The following is a 20,296-nucleotide window of genomic DNA, read 5'->3' on the forward strand; positions in this document are numbered from 1 at the left end:
AAAACTTAATATTATCTATAGAATATAATTTGCAGAAAATCTTAGTTCTGCACTAATTTCTAATGATAAAATTAAAATTTTATATAAAATTGTTTATTTTTAAAATTTTAAGTAAATTATTGATATAACATATTTAAAATATACTATTAAAAAATATTACATATTCTCCAGTTCTATTAATTTCATTTTTGCGTTTTCTATCACGCTATTAGGCAATCCAGATAATGAAGCAACTGATATACCGTAACTTTTTTTTGATACACCATTTTTAATTTTATATAAAAAGGCTATATTTGAATTATTTTCAATAGCAGTAAAATGAAAATTTTTTACAAATTTTTCTATTAATTCTAATTTTGTTAACTCAAAAAAATGTGTAGATAATAGTGTCATAGATTTATTATGATTCATTAAATATCTTGAACATGACCAAGCTAAAGACAATCCTTCATTAGTTGAAGTTCCTCTTCCTAATTCATCAATTAAAACTAAACTATTAGGTGTTGCATTATGCAGAATATTAGATATTTCTGTCATTTCCATCATAAATGTCGAATATCCATTACTCAAATCATCTGCAGAACCAATTCTCGTAAAAATTTTATCAATTGGACCAATTAGAGCATATCTCGCAGGAACAAAACTACCTATCCAAGACATAATTACAATAAGAGCAATTTGACGCATATAAGTACTTTTTCCGCCCATATTTGGACCTGTTATAATAAGCATTCTTTGCTTTTTTGATAAAACAACAGAATTGCTTATAAATGGTGTATTTAAAAAACATTCCACTACAGGATGTCGACTATCTAATAAAGAAACACCATATTTTTTACTCATAATAGGACATACATAATTTAAAGATATCGCACGTTCAGATAAATTTACTAATACATCTAATTCTGATAATGCTAATGCACTATTTTGTAATTTTTCTAAAAAAGGTTCTATGATATTAAAGATTTCTAAATACAATTTTTTTTCTAAAAATAAACATTGAACTTCTGAAGTTGAAACTTTTTCTTCATATTTTTTTAATAAAGGAATACTATAACGTTCTGTATTTTTTAATGTTTGTATTCTTATATAATGTTCTGGAATTAAATGAGCATGACGTTTACTCACTTGAATATAATAACCAATAATCTTATTAAATCTAATTTTAAATGATTCAATCATTAATTTTTTTTTTTCTTTCTGTTCAAAAATTTTAATATATTCTTTAGAATTATTTTTAATAGATCGTAAATCATCAAGTTGAACATTATAGAATGAAGCTATTACACCTCCATCTCGAATAGATGGAGATGGATTTAAACTAATTGCTTTTTTTAATAAAAACAAAATTTCTTTAAAATATCCAATAGATAAACGTATTTTTTTTATATGTTTTAATTTAATTTTTTTTAATATTAAATGTAAATCAGGCAAGATTTCTAATGTAGAACGCATACGTACAAAATCATGAGGTGAAGCAGTATGTAAATATAAACGAGAATAAATTCTTTCTAAATCATTCACTTGACGAAGAATGGGTTGTAATTGTTTATAAAAAAACCGTAAAGTTTTAACACTTTCATGACGATTTTTAACTATGTTAAAATCTTTCAATGGTGAGTTTAACCAACGATTTAACATTCTACTACCCATAGATGTCACCGTTTTATTTAATATCGCAGATAGAGTATTTTTTTTTTCTCCTAAAATATTTTGAGTAATTTCTAAATTTTTACGCGTACTAAAATTCATAAAAATACTATCTTCTATATAATTGTATTTTAAATGACGAATATTAGGGAGAACAGACATATGCATTAATTTAGCATATTGTAATAAACAACCGGCAGCACGTATTATAAAATCATCTTTTTCTATACCAAATCCATTTAAACTACAAGTTTTAAATTGTAAGTTAAGCAACTTATATGATGTATCTAAATCAAATTCTAATAATGGACGTTTTCGAATACATTTTCTGTTTTCAATTAAAAAAACATCTGAAAAATTTTCTGGATAAAGTATTTCTTTAGGGTTTGTACGTTCAATTTCTGAAAGTAAATCACCAGAATAAAAAATTTTAGAGACACCAAAAAAACCTAGAGAAATATCTAAAATAGAATATCCAAATTGATTATTTTCTTTCCAAATAGCAGCTATAAAATTATCTTCGTTTTCCTCAAGAAATGCTTCATCGGTAATAGTTCCTGGCGTAATTACACGAACTACTTTACGAGAAATTAATTTATTTTTATAATCAGTTTCTTTTTCTTGATTACATATTGCAATAGATTCTCCTAATTTTACAAGTTTTGACAAATAATATTCTGACTTATGGCATGGAATTCCAGCCATAGGTACAATCTTATTATTTGAATATCCTTTACTAGTTAAAGTAATTTTTAATAATTCAGAAATACGTTCAGCATCTTTATAAAAGAGCTCATAAAAATCACCCATTTGATAAAATAGCAGCATATCAGGATATTTCGATTTTAAAGATAAATACTGTTTTATCATTGGAGTGTGGTTATGAATATCACTATCAATATTTATTTTTTTTTTCATAATATAAAGTATATATTCTCTATTTATATAAAAACAACAATGTTAAAATTTATAATATATATAGTATTTTACATTCATATATTATATTATTTTTAAAATCACTTTTATTCTTTTAAAATTATATAAAAAAATAAAAAATAAATTAGGTGATTAAAATGAAAAAAATATTAATTATATTATGGACTCTGATCTTATCTTGTAACGTTTTTGCTTATGAATTTAAAAATGGAAAAGAATATACTACAAAAAATAAAATCATATCTGGTATCCCTAATATAACAGAATTTTTTTCCTTTTTTTGTCCCTATTGTTATGAATTTGAAAAAACACATAACACAAGATATTTAATAAAAAACAATATTAAAAAAAATATAAGTTTTCAAATATATCACGTTAATTTTTTAGGAGGAAAATTAAGCTCTATTTTAACGAAATCTTGGATAATAGCACAACAAATTGGAATTGAAAAAAAAATTGCTCTACCTATTTTTAAAGGAATTCAAGAAACACATTCAATTAATAATCTTAATAATATAAAAAAAATATTTAAAAAAGAAGCAGGAGTTAACGAAAGTACATTCAATAGTTTTTGGAATAGTTTAACACTTAAAATATTAGTTCAAAAACAAAAAAAAGATATTAAAAAATCTCATTTAGAAAACATTCCAACAATGCTTATCAATGGAAAATATCTAATCGATTATTCAAAAATAGAAAATATTTTTAAAGATAATTTTTCTCAAAAATATATTAATTTAATACAATTTTTGATAAATAAAAAATAAAATTTTTTTTAAATGTATTTTATTCAAGTTAAATCAAAATACTTAATTAGTATAACTTATAATATTTATCAATTTTAATTTTTCTCAAAAACATCTTTAGATAAAAAATATCTATGTAAAAGAGTCAATATGAATAAAATAAAAAATAACCCTGTTATCATAATAGATGGAAGTTTATATTTATATTCATCTTATTATGCATTCCGTGATTTTCAAAATACTTCAGGAGAACCATTTGGAGCAATATATGGAATGTTAAAAATGATAGATAATATTTTAAAAAAATATAAAAATTCAAAAAAATTTATTATTATTTTTGATTCATCTAAAAAAACATTTAGGAAAAAAATATTTAAAGAATATAAAAACAATAGACCACCTATGCCGAATTCACTATATATTCAAATTCAACCTCTTTTTGAAATACTTAAAAAAATTGGTATTAAAGTATTAACTATTCCAGGAATTGAAGCAGATGATATTATCGGCAGTTTATCCTATAAATTAGAAAAAAAAGGAGAAAAAATATTAATTATAAGTCATGATAAAGACATGCTTCAACTTGTAACAAATGATATTAATATCTTTAATAAAAAAGATAATCGTATTATTACACCAGAAATAATAAAAGAAAAATATGGTATTAAGCCTAAAGAATTTATTGATTTTTTAGCTTTAATGGGAGATGTTTCTGATAATATTCCAGGAGTTCCTAAAATTGGAATTAAAACTGCATTATCTTTATTGAAAAATTTTTCTAATATTAAAAATATTTATAATAATATTGAAAAAATAAAATTTTTACCATTTCGAAACGCTAAGAATATTGCTATTGAACTAAAAAAAAATAAAGAAATAGCTTTTCTTTCTTATAAATTAGCAAAAATAAAATTAGATATTCCAATTAATATTAATTTTAAAGATATGATTTTAGATAAATATTCTTCTCAAAATACATTTCAAGTTTTTAAAAATTATATTTTTAAGTCAAAAAAAAATAAAAAATTTTTATATAAATAAAAATTATTCAATATTTTATTTATTATGTAGACATCATTATTTATTTAAAATAATATACTGGTTATACCAATTATTTAAAATTAATTTTAATTCTTTAATACCAATATTTTTATGAGACGAAAATAATAAAATTTCAAAAAAATCTAATAAAAAATTTAATTTTTTATATACTGTATTAACTTGAATATTTTGTTGATTTATTGTTAATTTATCACATTTAGTTAACAATACTAAGATCGAAACTTTTTTATGTAAGGCTATATTAATTATTTTTTGATCGAGTTTTTTTAATGGAAATCTGATATCCATTAGAAATACAAAACCTTTAATTTGATTTCTTTTTTTTAAATAATCATATACTATTTTTTGCCACTTTTCTCTTATTAATAAAGGCGCTTTAGCATAACCATATCCCGGTAGATCAACTATTCTTAGATCTGAAACTACTTCAAAAAAATTAATTAATTGAGTTCTTCCAGGAGTTTTACTAAAACGAGCTAATTTTTTTTGATTAGTTAATGCATTAATAGCACTAGATTTTCCTGAATTAGAATAACCAATAAAAGCAATTTCAATACCATCTTGAATTTCTATATCAGTTATTTTTGAATAACTTTTTAAAAATCTTGTTTTATTATAGTCTAATGAATTCAAAATTTAATCCTATTTGTTAAATCTATAAGAAATTTCTTAAATAAAAATTTATTTTTTATATAAAAAACTTTTAATATGAAATTTATCTTCCAACTTCTATAGTTATAAAAAAGTATTTTTTACAGATACTTATAAAAAGTAGCATACAAGTAATATTTCCTCAATAACGAATCTAATCTTATGATTCTATCTGAAAAAAGTCTGTAATATACCTATTTATTACTATTTTAAAAAGGAAAAAAAATGCATCACAATATAAGAAATATAGCAATTATAGCACATGTTGATCATGGAAAAACTACATTACTTGATAAACTATTACAGCAATCAGGAACATTTCAAGAACATGAAGAAAAAACTGAAAGAATCATGGATTCTAATGATTTAGAAAAAGAACGAGGCATTACAATTTTATCTAAAAACACTTCTATTAAATGGAAAAATTATAAAATAAATATAGTAGATACTCCGGGACATGCTGATTTTGGTGGTGAAGTAGAACGCGTAATGTCTATGGTGGATTCAGTTCTTTTAGTAGTAGATGCTTTAGATGGACCAATGCCACAAACACGATTTGTTACTAAAAAAGCATTTAAATATGGTTTAAATCCTATAGTTGTTATCAATAAAATTGATAGAATTAATTCTCGTCCTGACTGGGTAGTAGATCAAATTTTTGATCTTTTTGTTAACTTAGATGCAAATGATCAACAACTTGATTTTCCTATTATTTACACATCTGCTGTTCTTGGAACTTCAGGAATAGATTATCTAAAAATGAAAAATAACATGATTCCATTATATGAATCTATTATTCGATATGCTCCTGCTCCTAATGTTAATCCTAATTATAAATTTCAAATGCAAATCTCACAACTTGATTATGATAATTATCTAGGAGTTGTAGGCGTTGGTCGAATTAAACAAGGATATATTAAGCCTAACGATCAAGTGACTATTATTGATAATCTTGGAAAAAATTATAATGGAAAAATTAATAAAGTTTTGAATTATTTTGGATTGAAAAGAATAGAAATTAGTAAAGGAAATGCAGGAGATATAATTGCTGTTACAGGTATTAATAACCTAAAAATTTCTGATACAATTTGTCATCCAGATAATTTACAATCTCTACCAGCATTAAGTATAGATGAACCTACAGTAAATATGTTTTTTTCAGTAAATACTTCACCTTTTTCAGGAAAAGAGGGCAAATATATTACATCACGTCAAATTTTGGCACGATTAAAAAAAGAAACCATGCATAATGTTGCTTTACAAATTAAAGAAACTCAAGATGCAAATATTTTTTCCGTCTCTGGACGTGGTGAATTACATTTATCTATATTAATTGAAAATATGCGTCGTGAAGGATTTGAGTTTCAAGTGTCTCGTCCAAAAATTATCTTTCGTATAATTGATGGAGTCCAAAAAGAACCATTTGAATATGTAACTTTAGATATTGAAGAAAAAAATCAAGGCAGTATTATGCAATTTATAGGTACAAGGAAAGGTGAATTAAAAAATATGATTATGGATGGAAAAGGAAGAGTACGACTTGAATATATATTATCTAGTAGAGCATTAATTGGTTTTCGTACAGAATTTATGAGTTTAACTTCTGGAACAGGACTTTTCTATTCATCTTTTAGTCACTATGGTAATCTTCAAAAAAATAATATTGGACAAAGAAAAAATGGAGTTTTAATATCTAATAGTATGGGTATGGCTGTTGGTTTTTCTCTATTTAACTTACAGGAAAGAGGAAAGTTATTTATAGGACATGGCGCTCAAGTATATGAAGGACAAATTATAGGACTTCACAATCGATCTAATGATTTAACAGTTAATTGTTTAACTGGAAAAAAATTAACTAATATGAGAGCCTCTGGAACAGATGAAGCAATAGTTTTAACAACAGCTATCAATTTAACATTAGAAGAAGCTATAGGATTTATCAATGATGATGAACTTGTAGAAATTACACCTCATTCCATACGATTACGTAAATTTTATTTAAAAGAAAACGAAAGAAAAAGAGCTAACCGTAATAAAAAAGATTGATTTTAAATAAAGAAAACTATAAGTAAAAAAAATAAAATACTTAATTTTTTAATTATATAATTCTATTTTTTCAATAGAATTATATAAAAGTATTTTTTTACATATTCAACTTTTTCTAAAATTAACGTTTTAATAAATTAGAAATTAATAAATCATATTTATTTTTCTGATGAAATAAACATAAATGTTCAGCAGTAATAATTGTTGTTAAATCATTTACTGCTTTTTTAAAATCATCATTAATAATTAGATAATCATATTCTGAATAATGTTTCATTTCATCTACTGCTTTTTCCATTCTATTTGCAATTACCACATCACTATCTTGACCTCTTTCTCTTAGTCTTTTATATAATGTATCTTTAGATGGTGGTAATAAAAAGATACTTTTTGATTTTGGCATTTTGCATTTAATTTGCTTAGCTCCTTGCCAATCAATATCGAGAAAAACATCAATTCCAGAAAATAACATTTCTTCAATAGATTGACGAGAAGTTCCATAATAATTACTAAAAACTTTAGCATATTCTAAAAAAGATTCTTGTTTAATCATAATTTGAAATTCTTTTTTAGATATAAAATAATAATGTTTTCCATGTAATTCACCGGGTCGTATAATTCGAGTGGTATGAGAAATAGATACTTGTACATTATATAAATTTTTTGACTTTAATAATCCTTGAATTAAACTTGATTTTCCTGTTCCACTTGGAGCTGAAATAATAAAAAGAATACCTTGAGACATAATTTTTTAAAAAAGATTTTCGGCTAAAATTTTAAAAAAAATAAATATGTTTTTTAAAAAACGTTATATTTTTATAATATATAAATAAAAAACAACTTCTATATCACTATCTAATTTCTTATTAAAAAAATGTTTTTAAATCCATATATTCTGAATGAATTATTTACATCTATAGATTTACGTAAAACTACCTGTATATGAATTTCTTGAGATTTAACATAAACTATAGATAATAATACACCAATTTTACACCATTTATTGTTTATCTGTGTTTCAATAAATACACCTATTTCAGGAAAAATATTCCCTGTACTTGTTAAATAACATAAAAAATATTTATTTATTTTTTTAAAAAATATTCGAGCTATTGTTTCTTGTCCATAATAACATCCTTTTTTAAAACTTATAGCATTAAGCTTATCTAAATTAATTGCCTGTGGTGTAAATCTTTTAGAACATATTTTATCAATAATAGGAAATCCTGCTTCCATATCTAATAATAACCACTGTTTGCTGTTGTTAAAAAATATATTTTCATTAATTTTTCTTTTTAAAATTAAAAAATCTGAAAAAGATAAAACTAATAAAAATCGTTCAGACGGTTCTCTATACCATAATATTGTTGTATTATTTTCATGAATTACTGAACAATTTTTATCTGGTATTTTAATAAAAAAATTCAATAAAAATGATCTAGCATTTAATCCTGCAAATCCAACTAAAAACATATTATTTAATTCATTTATTTTTATTTTTGAAAAAATAGAATATTTATGGATTTCTTCAATTTGAATTTTAGAAATACTTTTTCGTTGAATATAACCATAACCTTTTTGATAATGAAATAAATGCATAGTGCTTGATACTTTTCCATTAAAATTACAGTATGCACAAAGTGTATGATGAGTTTTAGACAATAAATTCATATCAATAGTTAATTGACTTTGAAGATATTTTTTACTATCAATACCTTCTACATAAGTTAAAGACCACTCTTCTAGTAATATCATTGTTAATGATAATTCATGTGAAGGATAAACTAGGTTTTGTAACGATATAAATGATGACATTATTTTTATTTCCTAAAATACATTTAATATAAAGCATATAAAATTAAAATAAATGTACCTATTCAATTAAAAAGATATAATAAAAAATATAATTTTTACATATTGTAAAAGAATATATCAATAAAAGTTAAAAATTTTTTAATTTAATTTAATTAAAAGAAGAACTATAAAACTATGCTAGAAAAAAATATGCTAACTAATCAAATTAAAAATATTAAAAAAAGAATACAAGATCTTAAGAGGTATCTTTGACTATAATAAAAAAACAATACGTCTTTCAGAAATTAATTTAGAACTATTATTACCTGAAACATGGGAAAATCAGATATCTATAAAAAAACTTAATAAAGAAAAATATTTGTTAAGTTCTATAATTAAAAATATTGATGAAATAGAAGAAATTATAAAAGAAACGATTATTTTTTTAGAATTAGCAGTAGAAACAGGAGATAATATAGTATTAAAAGACTCTTTTACAGAAATACAAAAAATAGAAAAAAGAATAAAAAAACTTGAATTTTATCGCATGTTTTCTAAAAAAAATGACAGTTGTAATTGTTATATTGATATACAATCTGGTTCAGGAGGAACAGAAGCACAAGATTGGTCTAAAATGTTACTTAGAATGTATTTAAGATGGGCTGAAAAAAAAGGGTTTCAGATAGAAATAATTCACGAATCTATGGGAGAAATAGTTGGTATTAAATCTTCTACTATTAAAGTAATTGGAGAATATGCTTTTGGATGGTTACGAACAGAAACAGGAATACATCGATTAATTAGAAAAAGTCCTTTTGATTCTGGGAATCGACGTCATACTTCTTTTAGTTCGGTTTTTATATATCCAGATATAGATGATAAAATTTGTGTAAATATTAATTCTTCTGATCTAAGAATTGACGTTTATAGAGCATCTGGAGCCGGAGGTCAACATGTAAATAGAACAGAATCAGCTGTTCGTATTACTCATTTGCCTACAAATCTTGTTACTCAATGTCAGAATAATCGTTCTCAACATAAGAATAAGGAACAAGCAATAAAACAAATGAAGTCAAAATTATACGAAATGCAAATCAGAAAAAAACAAAAAGAAAAACAACAACTCGAAAAAAATAAATCAGATATAACCTGGGGAAATCAAATACGCTCATATATATTAGATCATTCAAAAATTAAAGATCTTCGTACTGGAATTGAAAAAAATCATGTTCAATCTGTTTTAGATGGTGATCTAGATGATTTTATTGAACAAAGCTTAATAATTGGATTATAAGGGATCAAAATGTTAGAAATAAAAAAAAAGAATAATGATAATGGTAATATTTCTAATAATGAAATGACAAGTAGAGAAAAAAAACTTATTAATATGAAAAAAAAAGGATTTTCTTTTCCAAATAATTTCAGAAGAAATACAACTTCAAAAAAAATTTATAAAAAACATCAAAAAAAAGATAGAAACGAACTTAAAATATCAAATATTGAAGTTTCTATTGCTGGTCGTATGATACAAAGACGTATTATGGGAAAAGCTTCTTTTTTTACACTACAAGATATGGAAGGGAAAATACAAATTTATATAAATGAAAAAAACATATCATCTGAATTTTATAATACTCATTTCAAAAAATGGGACATTGGAGATATTTTAGGTGTAATTGGAATATTATTTAAAACTAAAACAGGAGAATTATCTGTTCATTGTCAAAATATTAAAATACTCAATAAGTCTTTAAAATCTTTACCAGATAAATTTCATGGTTTATCTAATCAAGAAATACGTTATCGACAAAGATATCTCGATTTAATTAGTAATAATAAATTACATGATATTTTTAAAAAACGTTCTAATATTATTATGGCAATTCGTAATTTCATGATAAAAAATGATTTTTTAGAAGTAGAAACTCCAATGTTACAAAGTATTCCTGGAGGAGCAAATGCTCGTCCTTTTATTACTTATCATAATGAAATAAATGCTAAAATGTATTTAAGAATAGCTCCTGAATTATATTTAAAAAAATTAATTATTGGTGGTTTTGAACGTATTTTTGAACTTAATAGAAATTTTCGAAATGAGGGAGTATCAGCTCGTCACAATCCAGAATTTACTATGATGGAAGCATACATTGCATATTCTAACTATGAAGACATGATGATATTAATCGAAAATCTTTTTAAAAGTATTACTAAATTTCTTTTTAACGATAATAAAATTATATTTAATAAAAATAATTTTGATTTTAGTCAACCATTTCATAGATTAACTATGAAAAATGCTATTCTTCAATTTAATCCCAAAATTACCTTATCTGATTTAAATGATTTTAAAAAGATAAAAAAAATTGCAAAATCTATAGGTATAAAAGTAAAAAAACAATGGGGAAACGGTCAAATAGAAAATGAAATTTTTGAAAAAACAGTAGAAAAAAAATTAATACAACCAACTTTTATTACTCAGTATCCAGTAGAAGTTTCTCCATTAGCAAGACGTAATGACATTAATCCAGACACAACTGATAGATTTGAACTTTTTATTGCTGGATATGAAATAGGAAATGGATTTTCAGAACTAAATGATGTAGAAGATCAAAAAACACGATTTTTAAATCAAATTAAAAAAGCAAATAAGGAAGAAAATAAAAATATGTTTTATGATGAAGATTATATAGAAGCATTAAAATATGGTTTACCACCAACATCAGGATTAGGAATTGGAATAGATCGTTTAATTATGATATTAACTGATCAAATTAGTATTCGTGATGTAATTTTATTTCCAACACTTCGTTCTTTTAAAAAATAATTTTCATATATTAAAAGTTTATCTTTTTAAATATGAAAAATTTCATAAATTCAATGAGATATAACATCATGCCACAACTTCTAAACAATACTGAAAGTAATCTCAATATAAAAAACGTTAAAAAACTAATAAAAAAATATCAACCTCCATTTTGGGTTTATGACTCTAATATTATCTATAAAAAAATTAAATTGTTAAAACAATTTGATGTTATTAGATTTGCTCAAAAATCTTGTTCAAACATTAATATATTAAAGTTAATAAAAAATAAAAATGTAAAAATAGACGCTGTTTCATTAGGTGAAATTGAAAGAGCTTTATCATCTGGATTTAAACCAAATACAAATGAAATTATCTTTACTGCAGATATTTTAGATGCAGAAACGTTATTTAAAGTAGTGGATTGTAAAATACCAGTAAATGCTGGTTCTTTAGATATGTTAACACAATTAGGAAAAGTTTCACCAGGTCATCATGTCTGGCTTAGAATTAATCCCAGATTTGGATATGGACATAGTAAAAAAACTAACACTGGAGGGGAAAATAGTAAACATGGAATTTGGGAACCTAAACTAGCAATTCCAATTATAAAAGAATATAAATTAAAATTAATAGGCTTGCATATGCATATAGGTTCAGGAGTAAATTATTTACATTTAAAAAAAGTTTGTCAATCTATGATTAAATATGCTTTTGAATTAAATCAAAAAATATCATATATTTCTGTTGGCGGAGGATTACCCATACCTTATAAATTCGATGATAAAACTATTGATATAAAAAAATATTTTATGTTATGGGATATAGCAAGAAAAAAAATATCTAAATTTTTAGGAAAAAAAATTCAATTAGAAATTGAACCTGGAAGATTTTTAGTTGCAGAATCAGGTATTTTAATTTCTAGAGTATGGGCTATAAAAAAAATGGGTAATAAAAATTTTGTTTTAGTAGATGTAGGATTTAATGATTTAATGAGACCAACTCTGTATGGTAGTTACCATCATATATCTGTTGTTTCTGGAGATAATAGATATATTAACGAAAAAGAAACAATTGATACTGTTGTCGCAGGTCCTTTATGTGAATCAGGAGATATTTTTACACAAAAGGAAGGAGGAACAGTCCAAACTAGAAAATTACCTATTATAAAATTAGGTGACTATTTAATTTTTCATGATACAGGAGCTTATGGAGCTACAATGTCATCTAATTATAATACAAGACCACTTATTCCAGAAATATTATTAAAAAATAATGATTCGATTATTATTCGAAGACGTCAGACAATCGAAGAAATATTAAGTTTAGAAAAATAATGCTTTTAAAAATAATTTGAAAATATAAAAATATTTTTTTATGAAGAGGTATTTCCAAAAAAAATGTACATTTTTTTTCCTGACTTAAATCCTGTAATTTTTACTATTGGTCCTATATCTGCTCGTTGGTATGGTTTGATGTATATAATTAGTTTTTTATTTGCAATGTGGTATGGAAAAAAACTCAATATTAAAAATAAAAAAAAATGGCATGAAAAAAAAGTCGAGACACTAGTATATGCTATTTTTTTAGGATCCTGTATTGGAGGGAGAATAGGATATATTATTTTTTATAATTTTACATATTTTTCTAAAAATATATTTCACATTTTTTATATATGGGAAGGAGGAATGTCATTTCATGGAGGATTAATAGGTGCCATATTTATAATAGTATATTTTTCATTTAAATATAAAAAAAAAATACTAGAAATATCTGATTTTATAACTCCATTGATACCTTTTGGTTTAGGTGCTGGAAGATTAGGAAATTTTATTAACAGTGAACTATGGGGTCGTGTATCAACAAATTTTTCATATGCAATGATTTTTCCTAATTCTCAATATCAAGATACAGAAATAATAAAAAAATATCCTCAATTAACACCATTATTAGAAAAATATGGTGCATTACCACGTCATCCTTCACAATTATATGAATTTTTTTTAGAAGGAATTCTATTGTTTTTTATAATTTATTTTTTTTCAAAAAAAAATAGACCAACAGGTAGTATTAGCGGTTTATTTTTAATTTGTTATGGAGTATTTAGAATATTTATAGAATTTTTTAGAGAACCAGATCCTCAAATAGGACTATTTAAAAATATGATTACTATGGGACAAATATTATCATTACCAATGATTATTTCTGGATTAATTATCATGTATAAATCTTTCTATAAAAATCAATCATGAGGAATTATGAAACAATATATTAAATTAATTAAAAAAATAATAAAAGTTGGAAATCAAAAGAAAGATCGTACAGGTACAGGTACTTTATCTATTTTTGGTTATAACATGAAATTTAATTTAAAGAAAGGTTTCCCACTTCTTACAACAAAAAAATGTCATATTCCATCTATTATTTATGAACTTTTATGGTTTTTAAAAGGAGATACTAATGTAAACTATCTTAATAAAAACAAAATATCAATTTGGAATAATTGGGCAAATAAATTTGGAGATGTTGGTCCAATATATGGAAAACAATGGAGAAGTTGGAGTACATTAGAAGGAAGTAACATCGATCAAATAAAGAATATATTAATAGAATTAAAACAAAATCCTGATTCCCGTAGAATGATAGTTTCTAGTTGGAATGTAGGAGATATAAATAAAATGCGATTGCCTCCTTGCCATGTTCTTTTTCAATTTTATGTTTTTAAAAATATATTAAGTTGTCAACTATATCAACGTTCTTGTGATGTATTTCTCGGACTACCTTTTAATATAGCTAGTTATGCAATACTTATACATATGGTAGCACAACAGTGTAATTTTAAAGTTGGAGAATTTTTATGGACAGGAGGCGATGTTCACTTATATAATAATCATATTGAATTAGCAAAAAAACAAATACTTAGAACACCTCGTAAACTTCCAGAATTAATAATTCTTAAAAAACCTAAATCATTATTCCAATATTCTTTTGAAGATTTTAAAATTGTTGGATACCATCCTTATCCTTCTATTAAAGGGAAAATATCTATATAAAAAATTTATATTCAAAAGAATATCTTTATAAATTCACTTGGATTAATTTTTATACATATGAAATATATATACATAAAAACTTGGGGTTGTCAAATGAATGAATATGATTCATCTATGATAATCACCTTATTACAAAAAAAAAACAAATATTTAATTACTGAATCAGTAGAAAACGCTGATATATTAATATTAAATACTTGTTCTATAAGAGAAAAAGCTCAAGAAAAAGTTTTTCATCAACTTGGAAGATGGAAAAAAATAAAAAATAAAAATCCAAAAGTTATTATTGCTGTAGGAGGTTGTGTAGCAACTCAAGAAGGTAAAGAAATTTTTAAAAGAGCAAATTACGTAGATATTATATTTGGAACTCAAACTTTACATAAATTACCTAAAATGATTTCTGAAGTAGAAAAAACAAAAAAATTATCTATTGATATTAGTTTTCCTAAATTAGAAAAATTTAAACATGTTTTAGAATCTAAAATAACAGGATATACAGCAAATGTTTCTATTATGGAAGGATGTAATAAATACTGTTCATTTTGTATAGTACCGTATACTAGAGGAAATGAAATTAGTCGTCCATGTGATGATATTTTATTTGAAATATCAATTTTAGCAAAACAAGGAGTAAGAGAAATAAATTTATTAGGACAAAATGTTAATGCATATCAAGGTCCGACTTTTAACGGAAAAATTTGTTATTTTTCAGAATTAATCAGATTAGTTGCAGAAATAGATGGTATTGATAGAATTCGTTTTATTACTAGCAATCCACTCGAATTTACTGATGATATTATCGAAGTATATGAAGATACACCAAAACTAGTTAGCTTTTTACATCTTCCTGTTCAAAGTGGTTCTAATAAAATTCTAAATTTAATGAAACGTTCATATACAATAGAAGATTATGAGTCTATTGTTAAAAAACTCATTATTGCTAGACCTAATATTCAAATTAGTTCTGATTTTATTGTAGGTTTTCCTGGGGAATCTGAAATAGACTTTCAACAAACTATGATATTTATAAAAAATATAAATTTTGATATGAGCTTTAGTTTTATATACTCTAACCGACCTGGAACACCTGCTTCTAAAATGGAAGATAATATTGATATCAAGGAGAAAAAAAGACGTTTGTATATTTTACAAGATCGTATAAATAAACAAACTATGTCATGGAGCAGAAAAATGTTTGGAAGCATACAATCTATTTTAGTAGAAGGTGTGTCTAATGAAAATATTATGTATTTATATGGACGAACAGAAAACAATAGAATTGTTACTTTTAAAGGTTCATCTAAAATGATTGGACAATTTGTTAATATAAAAATTAAAAAAGTACATACACATTCATTAAAAGGTGAATTATTTGAAAATTAATTCAATTAAAATATATGAAAAATATTATTATAAATCTTCAACTTTGTTGTAAAAAAAACAAAAATATACCAAAAAAAATACATTTTAAAAAATGGATCCAAAAAATTTTATATAAAAAAAAAATATTAATATAATAACAATAAGAATTGTAGACGAATTAGAAATTAAAAAGTTAAATTTTACTTATAGAAAAAAAAACAAACCAACAAATATTTTATCATTTCCTTTTAATAATTTTATCAAAGTTAATCATAAATTATTAGGAGATCTAGTATTATGTAAAAACATAATAGAAAAAGAATCTCTAAAATATAATAAATCACTGGAATCACATTGGGCTCATATAACAATACATGGAATATTACATTTATTAGGATATGATCATCAAAACGATAAAGAAACAGATATTATGGAAAAAATGGAAAATAAAATAATGGTATCTTTAAATTATAAAAAACCACATATTTTAAAAAATTATTAATCTTTTATAAAAAATATTTTAACTCAAGCATTTCTACAATAGAATAGTAAAATATATTTTAAAATAGATAATCTAATACCATGAGTGATAAGTATTCTCAAAACTGTGATAAAATTAATAGAAAAGGTTTTTTTTCCATTTTATTAAATCATATTTTTCATGATGAGCCTAAAAATAGAGAAGAATTATTAGTATTAATTCGTGATTCAGAACAAAATGAACTAATTGATCAAGATACTTGCGATATGTTAGAAGGAGTTATGCATATTGTCAAAAAAAGAATAAAAGAAATTATGATCCCAAGAACACAAATGATAACATTGAAATTAAACTATAATTTAAATGAATGTCTTGATATTATCATCGAATCTGCTCATTCGCGTTTTCCAGTAATGAGTAGTGATAATAATTATGTTGAAGGATTTTTAATTGCTAAAGATTTATTACCATTTATGAAGAATTCAAATAACGTTTTTTTTATAAAAAATATATTGCGACCAGCCGTTGTAGTTCCAGAAAGTAAATATGTAGATAGAATGTTAAAAGAATTTCGTTCACAAAGAAACCATATGGCTATAGTAATAGACGAATTTGGAGCTGTTTCAGGTTTAGTAACTATAGAAGATATACTTGAATTAATCGTTGGAGAAATTGAAGATGAATATGATGACGAAGAAACATTAAATATTAGAAAAATTCAAAAATGCACATTTTCTATTAGAGCACTTACAGAAATAAAAGAATTCAATGAAACTTTCAATACTAATTTTAGTGATAAAGAAGTAGATACTATAGGAGGATTAGTTATGAAAGAATTTGGTCATTTGCCAAGTCGTGGTGAAAGTATTAATATTGATGGTTATTCTTTTAAAATTTCTATAGCAGACAGTACAAAAGTTATACAACTACATGTAACTATTCCAGACAACAAAGTACCAGTACTAATAGAATCAGAACAAAAATAATGTTTTGTATTTAAACAAATAAAGAAATAAAATTATTTTTTAATTGATATTAAAAAGTATTATATTTATTAAATATTTCTTTCAGAGAAAAATATGGAAAAAGAATATTCACCAAAAAAAATAGAACTTTACGTACAGGAATATTGGAAAAAAAATAAAACTTTTAAAGTAAAAGAAGATTTTAAAAAAGAAAAATATTATTGTCTTCCTATGCTCCCATACCCTTCTGGAAAACTACATATGGGTCATGTTAGAAATTATACTATTAGCGATGTTATTGCTCGATATCAAAGAATGCTAGGGAAAAATGTCTTACAACCAATGGGTTGGGATGCTTTTGGTTTACCTGCCGAAGAAGCTGCAATAAAAAACAATACAACTCCTTTTTCCTGGACTGAAAAAAATATAAAATATATGAAAAAACAACTTCAATCATTAGGTTTTAGTTATGATTGGAGTCGTGAAATAACTACATGTAATCCAGAATATTACCGTTGGGAACAATGGTTTTTTACTAAATTATATGAGAAAAAACTTGTCTATAAAAAAAATAGTTTAGTTAACTGGTGTTCCCACGATAACACAGTTTTAGCAAACGAACAAGTTATTGATGGCTGCTGTTGGAGATGTAATAATAAAATAATAATAAAAAAAATTCCACAGTGGTTTATAAAGATAAGAAATTATGCTGAATCTTTATATCAAGATTTAAAAAAATTAACTGACTGGCCTGAAAATGTAAAAAATATGCAAAGGAATTGGATTGGACGGATAAAGGGATTTCAAATCACCTTAAATATTTTTAATACTCCTAAAAAATTAAAAGCGTTTACTAATAGATTAGATCTTATAATGGGTATTACATATGTTTCAATATCTATTTGTCATGAATTATCTGTAAATTTATCTAAAAAAAATAAAATAATTAAAAAATTTATAAAGAAATATAAATATATCTCACCAGAAGAATTTAAAAAAGTCAAATATATAGGAATCAATACAAATCTATTTATTGTTCATCCGATTACAGAAGAAAAAATACCAATTTGGATTTCAAATTTTACTATAAAAGAATATGGTACAAATGCAATATTATGTACTCCTGGACATAATGAAAACGATTGGAATTTCGCAGTCAAAAATAATTTAAAAATTAAATATGTTGTTTTTAATCCTAAAAATAAAAAATTAAATTCAGATAGTTCTTTTATAAATATAAAAGGAATATTATTTAATTCTCAAGAATTTGATGGGTTAAACTTTCAAGATAGTAGTGAAAAAATAAAAATAATATTATATCAAAAAAAAATATTAGAAGAAAAAATTAATTATAGATTACAAGACTGGTGCGTATCAAGACAACGTTATTGGGGAACTCCTATTCCAATGGCAAAATTTAAAAACGGGAAAATAATACCAATACCAGAAAATAAATTACCTGTAATCTTACCAAAAATTAAAAAAAATATTAATTTATTACAAAATCCGATTGACCGTAATTCTAATTGGGCTAAAATTTGTATAAATAATAAAAAAGCTATTAGAGAGACAGATACTTTTGATACGTTTATGGAGTCATCTTGGTACTATGCAAGATATACCTGTCCAAATTTTAATATAGGTATGATTGATTCAATAGCATCAAAATATTGGCTGCCTGTCGATCAATATGTTGGTGGAATAGAACATGCAATTATGCATTTAATGTATTTTAGATTTTATCATAAATTATTACGTGATTTTAAATTAGTAGATTCTGATGAACCAGTTAAAAGTTTATTATGTCAAGGTATGGTTCTTGCTGAAGCTTTTTATGAAATTGATAAAAAATCGCAACGAAATTGGTTGCATTCCTCATCAGTATTGATAAAACGTAATTTAAAAGGAGAAATTATTAAATCATATAATAAAGAAGGAAAAGAATTAATCTATGCAGGCATGATTAAAATGTCTAAATCAAAAAATAATGGCATCGAACCAGAACTAATGATTCAACGCTATGGAGCTGATACAATCCGTTTATTTATAATGTTTTCTGCCCCTGTAGAATCTTCATTAGAATGGAAAGAATCTGGTGTCAAAGGAGTATATCGTTTTTTAAATAAACTTTGGAAACTAATATTAAATTATATTGAAATACAAAACACACATCAAAAAATGAATTTTAATTCTTTAAACTATCAACAGAGTGAATTACGTTACCAATTACATAAAACTATTTCTAAAGTTTCTGATGATATAAGTCGTCGAAAAACATTTAATACTGCTATTTCGGCAATTATGGAATTAGTAAACAAACTAGTAAAAGCTCCCATACAAGAAGAACAAGATAAATCTATTATGAGGGAATCTTTGATTTGTATTATCAAAATGCTATATCCATTTACACCTCATTTTTGTTTTTTTGTTTGGAATTACTTTTATGAAAAAACACCTATTGATAATGAAAAATGGCCTATGGTTAAAGAAGATATACTTCTTAAAAAATATGATATAATTATCGTTCAAATTAATGGAAAAACACGACATACTATAAAAATATCTAATAATTTAAATAAAGAAGAAATTTTTTTACATATAAAAAATGAACCTACAATAAAAAAATATTTAGACAATGTTAATATAAAAAACATAATATACATTCCTAAAAAAATAATAAATTTTGTACTATACACTAAATAATACTTATAAAAATAGCACAATTTCTTATATGAAAAGTATAAATC

Annotated in this window: 16 protein-coding genes; 12 read left to right on the plus strand and 4 right to left on the minus strand. The window is 23.8% G+C overall.

Features of this window, described 5'->3' with window-relative positions; genetic code table 11:
* Positions 1-156: 156 nt before the first annotated feature.
* Complete coding sequence (gene mutS, locus D9V61_RS02180; protein ID WP_158339602.1) at positions 157-2,568, minus strand: DNA mismatch repair protein MutS; 2,412 nt, start codon at positions 2,566-2,568, stop codon at positions 157-159.
* Between the two features lie 155 nt (positions 2,569-2,723).
* Here mutS and D9V61_RS02185 point away from each other — a divergent pair, with 155 nt between their 5' ends.
* On the plus strand, positions 2,724-3,353 hold the full coding sequence (locus D9V61_RS02185; RefSeq protein WP_158339603.1) for a DsbA family protein: 630 nt from the start codon (positions 2,724-2,726) through the stop codon (positions 3,351-3,353).
* 129 nt (positions 3,354-3,482) lie between these two features.
* Complete coding sequence (locus D9V61_RS02190; protein WP_158339604.1) at positions 3,483-4,373, plus strand: 5'-3' exonuclease; 891 nt, start codon at positions 3,483-3,485, stop codon at positions 4,371-4,373.
* 36 nt (positions 4,374-4,409) lie between these two features.
* Here D9V61_RS02190 and yihA read toward each other — a convergent pair whose 3' ends face one another.
* Positions 4,410-5,027, minus strand: coding sequence for a ribosome biogenesis GTP-binding protein YihA/YsxC (yihA, locus tag D9V61_RS02195; RefSeq protein WP_158339605.1), 618 nt, complete (start codon positions 5,025-5,027; stop codon positions 4,410-4,412).
* Between the two features lie 243 nt (positions 5,028-5,270).
* Here yihA and typA point away from each other — a divergent pair, with 243 nt between their 5' ends.
* Positions 5,271-7,091 carry a translational GTPase TypA gene (gene typA / locus D9V61_RS02200; RefSeq protein WP_158339606.1) on the plus strand — a complete coding sequence of 607 codons (1,821 nt, stop codon included), beginning with the start codon at positions 5,271-5,273 and terminating at the stop codon, positions 7,089-7,091.
* A gap of 121 nt (positions 7,092-7,212) precedes the next feature.
* Here the strand turns inward: typA and gmk are convergent, their stop codons facing one another.
* Together gmk and ygfZ are read right to left on the minus strand one after the other, a co-directional pair.
* Positions 7,213-7,836, minus strand: coding sequence for a guanylate kinase (gene gmk / locus D9V61_RS02205; RefSeq protein WP_158339607.1), 624 nt, complete (start codon positions 7,834-7,836; stop codon positions 7,213-7,215).
* Between the two features lie 110 nt (positions 7,837-7,946).
* On the minus strand, positions 7,947-8,906 hold the full coding sequence (gene ygfZ, locus D9V61_RS02210; protein ID WP_158339608.1) for a tRNA-modifying protein YgfZ: 960 nt from the start codon (positions 8,904-8,906) through the stop codon (positions 7,947-7,949).
* A gap of 174 nt (positions 8,907-9,080) precedes the next feature.
* Between ygfZ and prfB the strand changes: the two genes are divergently transcribed.
* The 9 genes from prfB (at position 9,081) to leuS (ending at position 20,252) form a co-directional block, all read left to right on the plus strand.
* Positions 9,081-10,179, plus strand: a protein-coding gene (gene prfB / locus D9V61_RS02215) for a peptide chain release factor 2 (protein ID WP_187308774.1) whose coding sequence is annotated in 2 segments (ribosomal slippage) — positions 9,081-9,155 and positions 9,157-10,179 — 1,098 coding nt in all. Because the reading frame shifts where the segments join, the coding sequence is not laid out codon by codon here.
* 9 nt (positions 10,180-10,188) lie between these two features.
* Positions 10,189-11,709 carry a lysine--tRNA ligase gene (gene lysS, locus D9V61_RS02220; protein ID WP_158339610.1) on the plus strand — a complete coding sequence of 507 codons (1,521 nt, stop codon included), beginning with the start codon at positions 10,189-10,191 and terminating at the stop codon, positions 11,707-11,709.
* 68 nt (positions 11,710-11,777) lie between these two features.
* Positions 11,778-13,025 (plus strand): diaminopimelate decarboxylase, encoded by a 1,248-nt coding sequence (lysA, locus tag D9V61_RS02225; protein ID WP_158339611.1) that lies wholly within the window; start codon positions 11,778-11,780, stop codon positions 13,023-13,025.
* A gap of 63 nt (positions 13,026-13,088) precedes the next feature.
* On the plus strand, positions 13,089-13,940 hold the full coding sequence (gene lgt, locus D9V61_RS02230) for a prolipoprotein diacylglyceryl transferase (RefSeq protein WP_158339612.1): 852 nt from the start codon (positions 13,089-13,091) through the stop codon (positions 13,938-13,940).
* A gap of 6 nt (positions 13,941-13,946) precedes the next feature.
* On the plus strand, positions 13,947-14,741 hold the full coding sequence (gene thyA, locus D9V61_RS02235) for a thymidylate synthase (RefSeq protein ID WP_158339613.1): 795 nt from the start codon (positions 13,947-13,949) through the stop codon (positions 14,739-14,741).
* A gap of 57 nt (positions 14,742-14,798) precedes the next feature.
* Positions 14,799-16,124 (plus strand): tRNA (N6-isopentenyl adenosine(37)-C2)-methylthiotransferase MiaB, encoded by a 1,326-nt coding sequence (gene miaB / locus D9V61_RS02240; RefSeq protein WP_158339614.1) that lies wholly within the window; start codon positions 14,799-14,801, stop codon positions 16,122-16,124.
* 163 nt (positions 16,125-16,287) lie between these two features.
* Positions 16,288-16,605 carry an rRNA maturation RNase YbeY gene (gene ybeY / locus D9V61_RS02245; RefSeq protein WP_261979473.1) on the plus strand — a complete coding sequence of 106 codons (318 nt, stop codon included), beginning with the start codon at positions 16,288-16,290 and terminating at the stop codon, positions 16,603-16,605.
* Positions 16,606-16,685: 80 nt separating this feature from the next.
* Positions 16,686-17,570 carry a CNNM family magnesium/cobalt transport protein CorC gene (gene corC / locus D9V61_RS02250; protein ID WP_158339615.1) on the plus strand — a complete coding sequence of 295 codons (885 nt, stop codon included), beginning with the start codon at positions 16,686-16,688 and terminating at the stop codon, positions 17,568-17,570.
* A 93-nt stretch (positions 17,571-17,663) separates the two neighbouring features.
* Positions 17,664-20,252 (plus strand): leucine--tRNA ligase, encoded by a 2,589-nt coding sequence (gene leuS, locus D9V61_RS02255; protein ID WP_158339616.1) that lies wholly within the window; start codon positions 17,664-17,666, stop codon positions 20,250-20,252.
* Positions 20,253-20,296: the final 44 nt, after the last annotated feature.

Origin of the sequence: Buchnera aphidicola (Acyrthosiphon lactucae), from assembly GCF_005083565.1 — a bacterium.
GTDB lineage: Bacteria > Pseudomonadota > Gammaproteobacteria > Enterobacterales > Enterobacteriaceae > Buchnera > Buchnera aphidicola_AH.

Bases quoted from the DNA above. Each gene is read 5' to 3' on its own strand.
- mutS (WP_158339602.1), bottom strand. From the start codon at position 2,568: ATGAAAAAAAAAATAAATATTGATAGTGATATTCATAACCACACTCCA.
- D9V61_RS02185 (WP_158339603.1), top strand. From the start codon at position 2,724: ATGAAAAAAATATTAATTATATTATGGACTCTGATCTTATCTTGTAAC.
- D9V61_RS02190 (WP_158339604.1), top strand. From the start codon at position 3,483: ATGAATAAAATAAAAAATAACCCTGTTATCATAATAGATGGAAGTTTA.
- typA (WP_158339606.1), top strand. From the start codon at position 5,271: ATGCATCACAATATAAGAAATATAGCAATTATAGCACATGTTGATCAT.
- gmk (WP_158339607.1), bottom strand. From the start codon at position 7,836: ATGTCTCAAGGTATTCTTTTTATTATTTCAGCTCCAAGTGGAACAGGA.
- ygfZ (WP_158339608.1), bottom strand. From the start codon at position 8,906: ATGTCATCATTTATATCGTTACAAAACCTAGTTTATCCTTCACATGAA.
- lysS (WP_158339610.1), top strand. From the start codon at position 10,189: ATGTTAGAAATAAAAAAAAAGAATAATGATAATGGTAATATTTCTAAT.
- lysA (WP_158339611.1), top strand. From the start codon at position 11,778: ATGCCACAACTTCTAAACAATACTGAAAGTAATCTCAATATAAAAAAC.
- lgt (WP_158339612.1), top strand. From the start codon at position 13,089: ATGTACATTTTTTTTCCTGACTTAAATCCTGTAATTTTTACTATTGGT.
- thyA (WP_158339613.1), top strand. From the start codon at position 13,947: ATGAAACAATATATTAAATTAATTAAAAAAATAATAAAAGTTGGAAAT.
- miaB (WP_158339614.1), top strand. From the start codon at position 14,799: ATGAAATATATATACATAAAAACTTGGGGTTGTCAAATGAATGAATAT.
- corC (WP_158339615.1), top strand. From the start codon at position 16,686: ATGAGTGATAAGTATTCTCAAAACTGTGATAAAATTAATAGAAAAGGT.
- leuS (WP_158339616.1), top strand. From the start codon at position 17,664: ATGGAAAAAGAATATTCACCAAAAAAAATAGAACTTTACGTACAGGAA.